Source organism: Pseudomonas sp. 22490 (genome assembly GCF_052044465.1).
Lineage (GTDB): Bacteria > Pseudomonadota > Gammaproteobacteria > Pseudomonadales > Pseudomonadaceae > Pseudomonas > Pseudomonas aeruginosa.
Window position 1 is genome coordinate 24,409 of record NZ_JBQENS010000017.1, and the last position, 11,096, is coordinate 35,504.

At 67.6% G+C, this 11,096-nt stretch carries 12 protein-coding genes; 5 read left to right on the forward strand and 7 right to left on the reverse strand.

Annotated elements, in window-relative coordinates; translation table 11 throughout:
* Nucleotides 1-77 precede the first annotated feature (77 nt).
* Genes ACTJJX_RS19280 through ACTJJX_RS19295 form a run of 4 tightly spaced genes read right to left on the reverse strand, consistent with a single transcriptional unit; the run spans nt 78 to nt 3,767 of the window.
* Complete coding sequence (locus ACTJJX_RS19280; protein WP_003117834.1) at nt 78-944, reverse strand: ABC transporter permease; 867 nt, start codon at nt 942-944, stop codon at nt 78-80.
* A 16-nt stretch (nt 945-960) separates the two neighbouring features.
* Nucleotides 961-1,809 (reverse strand): ABC transporter ATP-binding protein, encoded by an 849-nt coding sequence (locus ACTJJX_RS19285; protein WP_003113091.1) that lies wholly within the window; start codon nt 1,807-1,809, stop codon nt 961-963.
* 7 nt (nt 1,810-1,816) lie between these two features.
* Complete coding sequence (locus tag ACTJJX_RS19290) at nt 1,817-2,839, reverse strand: ABC transporter substrate-binding protein (protein ID WP_003089389.1); 1,023 nt, start codon at nt 2,837-2,839, stop codon at nt 1,817-1,819.
* Nucleotides 2,840-2,879: 40 nt separating this feature from the next.
* On the reverse strand, nt 2,880-3,767 hold the full coding sequence (locus tag ACTJJX_RS19295) for a TauD/TfdA dioxygenase family protein (protein WP_003113090.1): 888 nt from the start codon (nt 3,765-3,767) through the stop codon (nt 2,880-2,882).
* Nucleotides 3,768-4,057: 290 nt separating this feature from the next.
* On the opposite strand from ACTJJX_RS19295, the gene ACTJJX_RS19300 reads away from it, so the two are divergent.
* Both ACTJJX_RS19300 and ACTJJX_RS19305 read left to right on the forward strand, forming a co-directional pair.
* Nucleotides 4,058-4,216, forward strand: coding sequence for a hypothetical protein (locus ACTJJX_RS19300; protein WP_003089396.1), 159 nt, complete (start codon nt 4,058-4,060; stop codon nt 4,214-4,216).
* 54 nt (nt 4,217-4,270) lie between these two features.
* Nucleotides 4,271-4,852 carry a helix-turn-helix domain-containing protein gene (locus tag ACTJJX_RS19305; protein WP_004343646.1) on the forward strand — a complete coding sequence of 194 codons (582 nt, stop codon included), beginning with the start codon at nt 4,271-4,273 and terminating at the stop codon, nt 4,850-4,852.
* A gap of 75 nt (nt 4,853-4,927) precedes the next feature.
* Here the strand turns inward: ACTJJX_RS19305 and ACTJJX_RS19310 are convergent, their stop codons facing one another.
* From ACTJJX_RS19310 to ACTJJX_RS19320, 3 genes are all read right to left on the reverse strand, one after another.
* Nucleotides 4,928-5,431, reverse strand: a complete 504-nt coding sequence (locus ACTJJX_RS19310; protein ID WP_003089400.1) for a hypothetical protein — start codon at nt 5,429-5,431, stop codon at nt 4,928-4,930.
* A 298-nt stretch (nt 5,432-5,729) separates the two neighbouring features.
* Nucleotides 5,730-6,983 (reverse strand): MFS transporter, encoded by a 1,254-nt coding sequence (locus ACTJJX_RS19315; RefSeq protein ID WP_004343652.1) that lies wholly within the window; start codon nt 6,981-6,983, stop codon nt 5,730-5,732.
* A complete protein-coding gene (locus ACTJJX_RS19320) occupies nt 6,983-8,158 on the reverse strand; it encodes a serine hydrolase domain-containing protein (protein WP_016852891.1) in 1,176 nt (391 codons plus the stop codon). The genes ACTJJX_RS19315 and ACTJJX_RS19320 overlap by 1 nt, the downstream gene beginning before the upstream one ends.
* Before the next feature lie 114 nt (nt 8,159-8,272).
* On the opposite strand from ACTJJX_RS19320, the gene ACTJJX_RS19325 reads away from it, so the two are divergent.
* The 3 genes from ACTJJX_RS19325 (at nt 8,273) to ACTJJX_RS19335 (ending at nt 10,966) form a co-directional block, all read left to right on the forward strand.
* Nucleotides 8,273-9,166 carry a LysR family transcriptional regulator gene (locus ACTJJX_RS19325; protein WP_003113086.1) on the forward strand — a complete coding sequence of 298 codons (894 nt, stop codon included), beginning with the start codon at nt 8,273-8,275 and terminating at the stop codon, nt 9,164-9,166.
* 103 nt (nt 9,167-9,269) lie between these two features.
* The gene (locus ACTJJX_RS19330) at nt 9,270-10,568 is read left to right on the forward strand and encodes an NAD(P)/FAD-dependent oxidoreductase (protein WP_016852890.1); all 1,299 of its coding nucleotides are present in this window, start codon (nt 9,270-9,272) and stop codon (nt 10,566-10,568) included.
* 32 nt (nt 10,569-10,600) lie between these two features.
* Nucleotides 10,601-10,966, forward strand: a complete 366-nt coding sequence (locus ACTJJX_RS19335) for a cupin domain-containing protein (RefSeq protein ID WP_003111385.1) — start codon at nt 10,601-10,603, stop codon at nt 10,964-10,966.
* The last annotated feature ends 130 nt before the right edge of the window (nt 10,967-11,096 follow it).

The window sequence follows — 11,096 nt, forward strand, 5'->3', positions numbered from 1 at the left end:
ACGTTACTCCGCTTTGCCGCCGCGCCAGCGCAACAGTTGCCGAGAAAGTTGCCGTAACACTCCACCCGTCCGCCGCCCTAGCGTTGCACTCCCCAGCGCTTCACCGTGAGGCGCTCGATGCTGCCGAACACCAGGTTCTCCACCAGCAGGCCGATCAGCACCACCACGGCCAGGCCGGCGAATACCTTGTCGGTGTACAGCTCGTTGCGGTTCTGGAAAATGTACCAGCCGAGCCCGCCCTTGCCGCTGCTCGCGCCGAACACCAGTTCCGCGGCGATCAGCGTGCGCCAGGCGAAGGCCCAGCCGATCTTCAGCCCGGCGAGAATCGACGGCAGCGCCGCCGGCACCAGGATCAGCAGGACGAAGCGCAGGCCACGCAGGCCGTAGTTGCGCCCTGCCATGCGCAGGGTCTCCGAGACACCGAGGAAACCGGCATAGGTGTTCAGCGCCAACGCCCAGAGCACCGAATGCACCAGCACGAAGATCAGGCTGTTCTGGCCCAGGCCGAACCAGAGCAGCGCCAGCGGCAGCAGCGCGATCGCCGGCAGCGGGTTGAACATCGCCGTGAGGGTCCCGAGCAGGTCGCGGCCCAACTGCGTGGAGACCGCCAGGCTGGTCAGAACGAAGGCCAGGACGATCCCCAGCAGGTAGCCCTTGAACAGCACCAGCAGGGAGATCCCCGCCTTGGCCGGCAGTTCGCCGCTGGCCAGGCCCTCGCCGAGGGCCCTGGCCGTCTGCAGGAAGCCTGGCAGCAGCAGGTCGTTGCCCTGGACCCGCGCCGCCAGCTCCCAGGCCAGCGCCAGCAGCGCCAGGATCAGCCCCTTGCGCAGCCAGCCCTGTTGCCAGAGACGCTGGCTCAGGGGCAGGCGCCGCTCCAGGGAGACCTCCAGCAGGGGTTCGAGCTGGACTTCGTATTCTTCGCGAACGCGCGTGACTCGACTCATCGATCGATTCCTCTGCTCAATGGGCCAGCCGGATATCGGCGAAGTCGAGGGTCGCGGCCGCCGTCGGTTCGCCGCCCTCGTCGAACAGCAAGCGGTGGATGCGTCGCGCCGCGGCTTGCAGCGGCTCGCCGCCAAGGCTGTGCAGCCCGAACGGGTGGCCGTGCACTTCGGCCCGGACCCGCCCCGGGTGCGGCGAGAGCAGCAGGATGCGGTTGCCCACCACCAACGCCTCCTCGATGGAGTGGGTGACGAACAGCAGAGTGAAACGCACCTCTTCCCACAGGCGCAGCAGTTCCTCCTGCATCTTTCGCCGGGTCAGCGCGTCCAGCGCGGCGAACGGCTCGTCCATCAGCAGGATCTTCGGCTGCATCGCCAGCGCCCGGGCGATCGCCACCCGCGCCTTCATGCCCCCGGACAGCGTGTGCGGGTAGGCCTCGGCGAAGCCCGCCAGGCCGACCTTCTCGAGGCATTCGTCGGCGCGTCGCTCGGCCTCGTCGCGCGTCACCTGGCCGGACACCCGCAAGGGGAACAGCACGTTCTGCCGTACGGTCTTCCATGGCGGCAACTGGTCGAACTCCTGGAACACCACGATACGGTCGGGGCCGGGCGCCCTGACCGCCTGTCCCTGAAGGCGGATCTCGCCCTCGCTGGGCGTGATGAAGCCGGCCACCGCCTTGAGCAGGGTCGACTTGCCGCAACCGGACGGGCCGAGCAGGACGAAGCGATCGGCCGGGTCGACTTCGAAGCTGACCCGCTGGGTGGCCCGCACCACGCGCGAGCGGGTGCGGTATTCGAGGCTGACTCCGTCCACCGCCAGCAGGGCGTCGGCGGGGAGCGTGGAAGGTTGGCGGGAGGCGGCGTTCATCGGCGTCTCAACTCCCCTGCAACGGCGCGCCGTCCTGGAAGAAATAGTCCTGCCAGGAGGCCGGCTTGTTGCGGATCGCACCGACCCGGTAGAGAAACTCCGCCAGCGGATAGGTGTTCTTCGGCGTGACGCTGAACTCCACCTGCGGATTGGCGATGATCTTCAGCAGCGCGGCTCGGTCGATCTTCGCCCCGGTCACCCGGATATAGGTATCGGCGGCGGCCGCCTTGTCGTTCTGGGCGAAGGCCGCCGCTTCCTTCAGCGCCTCGACGAAGGCCCGGTAGGTCTTCGGGTTGTCCTGGCGGAACTTCTCCGTGGCGAACAGCACGGTCGGCGAATTCGGCCCCAGCAGCTCGTAGCTGTCGAGCACCACGTGGACCTTCGGGTTGGCCAGCGCCTGGTCCTGGAACGGCGGGTTGGAGAAATGCCCGGTCAGCTCGGTGCCGCCGGCCACCAGCGCGGCGGTGGCGTCCGGATGCGGCAGCGCCACGGTGTACTTGTCGAGGCGGTCGAACTGCTTGTCGCCCCACTGCTTAGCCGCGGCGTACTGGAGGAAGCGCGACTGCACCGAAACCCCCACCGCCGGCACGGCGATGCGATCCCCGGCGCCGAAGTCGGCGATGCTCCTGACCCGCGGGTCGTTGCTCAGCAGGTAGTAGGGGAAGTTGCCCAGCGAAGCCACCGCCTTGACGTTCTGGCGCCCGCGGGTACGGTCCCAGATGGTCAGCAGCGGACCGACACCGGCACCGGCGATATCGATCGCCCCGGACAGCAGCGCATCGTTGACCGCCGCGCCGCCGGACAGTTGGGTCCAGTCGACCTTGATTTGCAGGCCCTCGGCCTGGCCGTGCTTTTCGATCAGGCGCTGGTCGCGGACCACGTTGAGCAGCAGGTAGACGATGCCGAACTGCTCGGCGATGCGGATCTCGCCCTCGGCCTGCGCCGGCCGGCTGGCCAGCAGCGTGGTGGCGAGGCTCAGACCCAGGCCGAGCGCGGCGACCAGGCGGGTGAATCGGGGAATGCGGTTCATGGAAACGCTCCTGGCGAAAAGGGGGAAGCGCGTGCCGTCGTCAGAACGGCGCGTCGCCCTGGATGGTGGTGCGGTAGAGCTTGCGCCGCAGGTGTGCCGGGCAACCGCCGGCGAGATGGATCAGCGAGCGGTTGTCCCAGAACACCAGGTCATGCGCCTGCCAGCGATGCCGGTAGATGTGCTCGGGGCGCACGCTGTGCGCATACAGCTCGGCGAGCAGTTGGGCGCTCTCGTCAGCCGGCAGGCCGACGATGCGGGTGGTGAAACCTTCGCTGACGAACAGCGCCTTGCGCCCACTTTCCGGGTGGGTGCGCACGATCGGATGGACCACTTCGCGCACCTCGGCGAGCTGGGCAGCGCTCAGGGTCGGCCGCCAGTTGCCCTCGAAGCGCGGTTCGCTGTAGCGGGCGGTATAGGAATGCGCCGCCGTGCGTCCCTCGATGGCCTTGCGCAGGGCTTCCGGCAGGCTGTCCCAGGCCTTGTGCATGTCGGCGAACAGAGTATCGCCGCCCTCCTCCGGCAGCTCCTGGGCATGCAGCATCGAGCCGAGGCTCGGCAGCTCCTTATAGGAAAGGTCGGAGTGCCAGAACTTGCCGGCATCGCCGAGACCGATGGGCTGGCCGTTCTCGACGATGTTGGAAACGATGAGGATCTCCGGATGCCCTGGGAGCAGGAACTGCTTCAGCACATGGATCTGCAACTCACCGAAGCGCCGGCTGAAGGCGATCTGCTGCGCCGGGGTGATGCGCTGCTCGCGGAACACCAGCACATGGTGGTCCAGGTGCGCCCGGTGGATACGGCGGAAGTCCTCGGCGGCCAGGGGCAACCCGAGGTCGAGGCCGAGCACCTCGGCGCCGAATGCGGCATCGAGGGCACGGATCTGCAAAGGAACGTCGGCGCGCGCTGGCGCCGGAAGGGAAACGGACATCGCTGACTCCCACGCAAGCCCGGACACGCCAGGCACGAGATACCGCGCAAGGCGGCATGGATTCGGTGCGGCGCGCCGATTGGTCGGCAGGTACGCGAGAGCCTTTAATTTATTGGAATAAGAAAATTAATTTAAATACCTTTAAAGAATATAAATATGCTGCTCCGTACGGTTCGGCGTCCCTTTGTAAGCACAAAAGTGAATTAATAAATAAAAACTTAGTATTTATGGCTCTAAGCGGCGAAGGGATAGTCTGGCTGCCATCGAACCCGCCGCCCGAGGAATGCCTCATGGACCGCACCGACAACGTCATCGATTTCGCCCGCTACCGCTCGCGCCGCCAGGCACGCCGCCTGGGCGAAATGATGTGGGCGGTGTACGCCTGGCGGGCCGGCTACGCCGTGCCGCAACCGCCAGCCAGGCACGACGAGCGCAGCCGCCGGGCCTGACCGATGAACCTGCCCGCCAGCGATGGCGTTGCCCACCTGGAACTGGCCGCCGGCGTGCATACCGAACCCGATGATCTGATTGGCCAGCGCGTCGCCCACAACCTGCTGCGCCTGCGCGGCAAGCGCAATCTCTCGCTGGACGCCCTGGCGCGGATTTCCGGTGTCAGCCGGGCGATGCTGGCGCAGATCGAGTCCGGGCGCAGCGTGCCGTCGATCAAGGTGCTGTGCAAGATCGCCCAGGGTCTCAAGGTGTCGGTGGCAGCCTTCCTCGACGATCGCGCCTTCGCCGGTGTCGCCGTGCTGCCGGCGCAACAGAGCAAGCGCCTGGTCAGCGCCGACGGCGCCTTCACCAGCCGCGCGCTGTTCCCCTTCGATGTGGCGCGCCAGGTGGAGTTCTACGAACTGCGCCTGCGCGGCCTCGGCCAGGAAGACGCCGAAGCCCACGCCCCCGGTATCCAGGAGAACCTGGTGGTGGCGCAGGGGGTACTGGAGGTGCGGGTCAACGAAGAGCGCTTCCTGCTCGCCACCGGCGACTCGATCCTGTTCTACGCCGACCAGCCGCACAGCTACCGCAACCCCGCCGATAGCGAAGCCCTGGCATACCTGGTGATGACCTACCCGGAGCGCCTGGACTGACCCCGGCCTTGCTGCCATGGACGAAGAAAGGCCCGCCCGGTCATCCCGGGCGGGCCTTTTCCATCCGGCGACGGATCAGCAGGTGCAGCACATCATCGGCATGCCGTTGCAACTCATCATCATCGGCATGCCGCACTCCATCATCTTCGCCATCAGCATGCAGCAATTCTTGAACATCTCCATGTCCATGCCCTGCATCGGCATCATCCTGCAATGCAGGGCGTCGCCCTGCATGGAGCACTCCATCATGCACTTCATCGGAGCCATGCCCATCATCGGCATGCCCATCCCCATGCCCATCGTCGGCATCATCGCCATGCAGGCCTGGGACATGCCCATCATCGCCAGGTTGCCGCACTGCATCATCATGGGCATGCCGCAGTTCATCATCATCGCCATCATCTCGGCGCTGTTGCGGAACTGGCCCATGTCCATGCCCATCGCCGGCATCATCTTGCACAGCATGCCGTCGTCCATCGTTTCGCACTGCATGCTCGCCATCATCATCGGCATGCCCATCATGGGCATCATCGGCATGGCGGCATTCATGTTCATCGGCATCTGCATGGCATTCATCATGGCGGTAACTCCTGTAGGCGAAGCGGGGGTAAGTGCGACTGGGGCCGATTCTAGGCAGCGCCGGCGCACCGGCAAGATGCCAGTGCAGCAGCCGCGCCGGGCGCTGCATGGCGGCTACCGGCGAGGCAGCGAAGGCGTTCGGCGCAATGACAGCGGATTCCGCTGCATGACGGAGGAGCGCATCGTCGCGGCAGGTATTTCGACGCGATGGATATTCGAATTGGGCCTATCCAAATAACCCAAGTGAATAAACGTTCTAAGACCCGTCGCGTTTTTTGCCTTGCCCGGCGCCGCCCTTCTATTCCGCCGCTTTCCGGCGTTCGGACGATGCCCTGAGGAAACCGCGCGGGCCGACGCGGAACGCGTGCGCGGCATTGCCCCAGGCCAGCGCCGCGGCCAGGCCGATCAGCGGCAGCAGGGTCCAGGGCAGCATCTCGCTGCCCCAGCGCTGCAACACCATGCCACCCAACGCTCCGCCGCCAGCGATGGCCAGGTTCCAGGCCACCACGATCATCGACTGGGCCAGGTCGGCGCCCTCCCCGGCGGCGTCCGCCGAAGCGGTCTGCAGCAGCGTCGCCGCGCCACCGAACGTCAGCCCCCAGAGGGCCAGGCCGGCGAACGCCAGCCAGCTCCAGCGAGCGCCCAGGCACAGCGCCAGCGCCGCCACGGCGAACAGCGCCAGGCTGGCCAGAACCATCCGCCGCAGGTGCCGGTCGACCAGCGCGCCGACCAGCCAGATTCCCACCACCGCGGCGCTGCCGAATACCAGCAGGGCCAGGTCCACCGAGGCGCCCAGGCCGACCTTGGCGAGGAACGGCGCGATATAGGTGTAGAGGATGTTGTGCGCCAGCACCCAGGCGACGATCACCAGCAATACCGGACGCACGCCCGGCGTGCGCAGCACCCCGAGCAGGCGCAGGCGCCGCCCGGCCGGCTGGCCAGGGAAGTCCGGCACGCTGTGCAGCACCCAGCCGACCAGCAACAGCGCGATCAGCGACAACAGGCCGAAGGCCCAGCGCCAGCCGAGCAGGCCGCCCAGCCAGGTGCCCAGCGGAACGCCGAGCGACAGCGCCAGCGGCGCACCGAGCATGGCCACCGCCAGCGCCCGCCCCTGCTGCTCCGGCGGCACCAGGCGCCGCGCGTAGCCGGCCAGCAGGCCCCAGGCGAGGCCGGCGGCGACGCCGCTGCCGAAGCGCGCCAGCAGGGTCAGGCGGTAATCCGAGGAAACGGCGGTTAGGCTGTTGCAGACGAAGAAGATCAGCAGCGCCAGCAGCAGCACCCGGCGCCGCCGCCAGCCCTGGGTCAGGCTCGCCGCCGGCAGCGCGGCCAGTAGCGAACCCAAGGCGTAGACGCTGACCAGTTGCCCGGCCAGCGCCTCGCTGACCGCCAGCCCCGCGCCGATTTGCGGCAGCAGGCCGGCCGGCAGGGTTTCGCTGAGAATGGCGACGAAGCCGGACATCGCCATCGCCAGCAGCGCACTCAGCGGCAGCCGCGGCGCCACGGCCGACGCAGCGGCCCCGGCGTTCTCCGGAAATGCTTCGCGGCGTCCCATCAGCGCAGCTCCGCGGAACGGTAGACGGCGTCGCGCAGGTCGTTGACGAAGCGTCCCGACATTCCCTCGAACAGGGTGTTGGTAAGCGCCACCACCGACAGTTCGCGGGCCCGGTCGACGAACCAGGAATGCCCGTAGGCGCCACCCCAGCGCCAGGTGCCGGGAGCCTCCGGCGATTGCGCGATAGCCGGGTCGCGCAGCACGGAGAAACCCAGGCCGAAGCCGAAACCGGGATTGGCCGGCAGTTCCAGGCCGGGTACCTGGTCGCGACCCATCTCCTCCACCAGGCCAGGCGTCAGCAACGGCGCGCCGCCCTGGCGAAGGATTTCCAAAAGGCGCAGCACGTCGCCGGCGCTGCCGATCATCCCCGCCCCGCCGGACGCATAGGCAGACGGTTCGAAAGCCCGACTCGGCTCGAAGCGAATGCCGACGCTGTCCTCGAACGGCGCCACGGTCTCCCGCCCGGCCATTCGGCGCGGGCGTGGCCGGTCGCTGACGTAGACCGCCGCCAGTCGGCACGCGTCGGCGCAGAGGAAGCCGCTGTCGCGCATGCCGGCTGGAATCCCGACCCGCTGCCGCAGCACTTCCGCCAGCGGCCGCCCGTCGACCCGCTCCACCAGCGCGCCGAGCACGTCGGTGGCCAGCGAATAGCCCCAGGCGCGGCCGGGTTCGTAGAGCAAGGGCACGGAGGCCAGGCGACGGAGATTCTCGGCCAGGTCGAAACCCGGCAGGTCCATGCCATCGGAAATCCCGGCGCGGGCATAGGGGCCGTCTGCGTCGGCTTCGAGGAAGCGATAGCCGAGGCCGGCGCTGTGGCTCAGCAACTGCCGCGGCGTGATGCGCGCCTCGCGGCCGTCGGCCAGGCGCGGACGGAACGCCGGCAACCAGTCGGCGATCGGCTCATCGAGGGCCAGCCGGCCCTCGTCCACCAGGCTCAGGGCCGCGACGCTGACGATCGGCTTGCTCACCGAGGCCAGGCGGAACAGGCTGTCCTCGCCCATTATCCGGCCGGCTTCGCGGTCGGCCAGGCCGGCAGCCCGTCGATAGAGCCACTGCCCCCGGTGTGCCACCAGCACCACCGCCCCCACCAGGCGCTGGTCGGCGAATGCCGCCTCGATCACCTGATCGACATGTTCCGCCAGGCCGCAGCCTGGCTCTCGTTCGAAACTGGACATGCGGGACTCTCCGCAGATGAAGGATGCGGACAGGCTAAGAGCGCTGCAAAAGCGGAAAAAGACGGATAGAGTTCCGTTCTATCCGGACCGTTATGTCCGTAATCGGAGCCTTGCATGGACAGCCTCAGCGGTTTCACCGTCTTCGTCCGTGTCGCCGAGACCCGCAGCATCGTCGGCGCCGCCCGGACCCTCGGCGTCAGCGCCTCGGCGGTGGGCAAGCGGGTCGCCCGCCTGGAAGAGAAACTCGGCGTGCGCCTGTTCCACCGCAGCACCCGCAGCATCACCCTGACCGCCGAAGGCAGCCTGTTCCTCGAGCGCAGCCGGCGCATCCTGGCCGAGATCGAAGCCACCGAGCTGGAGCTGTCGCAAAGCCGCGAGACCCCGCGCGGGCGCCTGCGGGTCAGCCTGCCGCTGGTCAGCGGGCTGGTCCTGCCGACGCTCGCCGATTTCATGCAGGCCTATCCGGACATCGAGCTAGACCTCGACTTCAGCGATCGCGTGGTGGATGTCGTCGACGAAGGCTTCGACGTGGTCCTGCGCACCGGCCAGCCGGTGGATTCGCGGCTGTCCATGCGCGAACTGGGTGAGTTCCAGCTGAAGCTGGTCGGCTCGCCGGCCTACTTCGCCCGCCACGGCACGCCGCGCTGCCCGGAAGACCTGCTGCGACACACCTGCCTGCACTACCGCTTCCCCAATACCGGCCGCCTCGAGGAATGGCCGCTGCGCCGCGCGGACGGCGAAGCCCCGCCGCAGATCCCGGTGTCGATGGTCTGCAACAACATCGAGACCCGCGTCTGCTTCGCCCTGCGCGACCAGGGCATCGCCTGCCTGCCGGACTTCTCGATCCGCGAGGCGCTGCGCGAAGGACGCCTGGTCAGCGTCCTCGACGCCTTCTGCGAGCGCCGCGCGCAATTCTTCCTGCTCTGGCCGTCCGGCCGCCAAGTCTCGCCCAAGCTGCGCGCCTTCATCGACTTCGTCGCGCCACGGGTGATCGCCACGCTGGGCTGAAGCGCGCCTGGCAGGGCCGGTCAAGCCGGCGGCAGACAGGAACAAGACCGCGGCGGCCACGGAGCGTCTAATAGGTACATCCACCCCTTGCCAGGCCGCATCCATGATCAACATCGAGACGCCGACCTACTACACGGCGACCAAGAAGTACGAATTGTCCTTCCCCTCCCTGGAAACCGACCTGGACGCCGACGTGGTGGTGATCGGCGGCGGCTTCTCCGGGATCAACACCGCGCTTGAGCTGGTCGAGCACGGCATCACCGACATCGTCGTGCTGGAGGCCCGCCACCTCGGCTTCGGCGGTACCGGGCGCAACGGCGGGCAGATCATGGCCGGCATCGGCCACGACCTGGAGAAGATCCGCAAGGATGTCGGCGAGGACGGCCTGCGGGCGATCTTCGAGATCAGCGACCTCGGCGCCGACATCATCAAGGGCCGTATCGAGAAGTACGCCATCGACGCCGACTTCTGCCACGGCTACGGCTACATGGGCTTCAACGCACGCCAGGCGAAGACCCTGCAGGCCTGGGAAAAGGAATTCCGGTCGCTCGGCTCGCCCCATGAGATCCGTTACCTGCACGGTGCCGAGGTGCGCCAGATCATCGGCTCGGACGCCTACGGCAGCGCCCTGCTGCACATGGGCGGCGGCCATGTGCACTCGCTCAACCTGCTGCTCGGCGAAGCCAAGGCGCTGGCCGGCCTCGGCGCACGGATATTCGAATACAGCCCGGCGCTGGAGGTGCAATACGGCGAGCGCATCCGCGTGCGCACGGCCAAGGGCTCGGTCACCGCGAACAAGCTGCTCTGGGCCTGCGACAGCTTCCTCAACCGGCTCGAACCCGAGCTGCACCGCACCACCATCAATACCTACGCGTTCCAGATGATGACCGAGCCGCTACCGGACGAACTGATCCAGCGGATCAGCCCGATCCGCGGCGCCTACAGCGACATCCGCCCGGTCATCGACTACTACCGGGTGACCAACGAGAACCGCCTGCTGTTCGGCGCCGCCACACCCTTCGTCGAACGCATCCCCGGCGACCTCAAGGCCTGGAACCGCAAGCTGATGCTGAAGATCTTCCCCTACCTGGAGCACATCCGCATCGACCTCGCCTGGGGTGGGCCGATGGCTTGCAGCGCCAACCTGTTCCCGCAGATCGGCAGCCTCTCGGGGCGGCCCAACGCGTTCTTCGTCCAGGGTTATTCCGGGTTCGGCGTGACCCCCAGCCACATCGTCTGCAAGGTCCTCGCCGAAGGCATGAGCGAAGGCTCGGCGCGCTACGACCTGCTCAGCTCGGTGCGCCGCATCCCGATCCACGGCAAGGACCACTTCCGCCCGCTGCTGCTCAGCGCGGGCAAGACCTGGCACCAGCTCTCCGGCTACTGGAACGGCCGGCGCTGAAACCTACCGATCACTCTACAAGGAGCATTCCCATGGCCATTACCGCCATCCGCCACGGCATCACCCTCGACGAACTGGACGCCTGGGGCAGCGTCGCCGACCTCGGCTCGGAGATCCTCGAAGGCGAGGTGAAAGCCTTCGGCAAGATGACCGCAGGAGCCCCCACCGACCCGGTCAGCGCCGCCTACTTCGGCACCACCGCCGGCAAGTTCCGCATGACCTATCCGTTCAGCGAACAGGCCACGGTGGTCAGCGGCGAGGTCCGCCTCACCGACGAGTCCACCGGCCAGAGCACGCTCTACAAGGCCGGCGACAGCTGGTTCGTCAGCAAGGGCACCCCGGTGCTCTGGGAGGTTGCCGACGGCGGCTTCGTCAAGCATTACTACGCGGTGGCTTGAGACACCGAAGAGACGGCGAGCCGTTACGCAAGGCGTGCGCCTGCGGCGCTGCCCAACCCTCGACACGCCCCCGTAGGGCGAATAACCGCTCGCGGTTATCCGCCGTGAAATCCGGCGTAACGGCGGATAG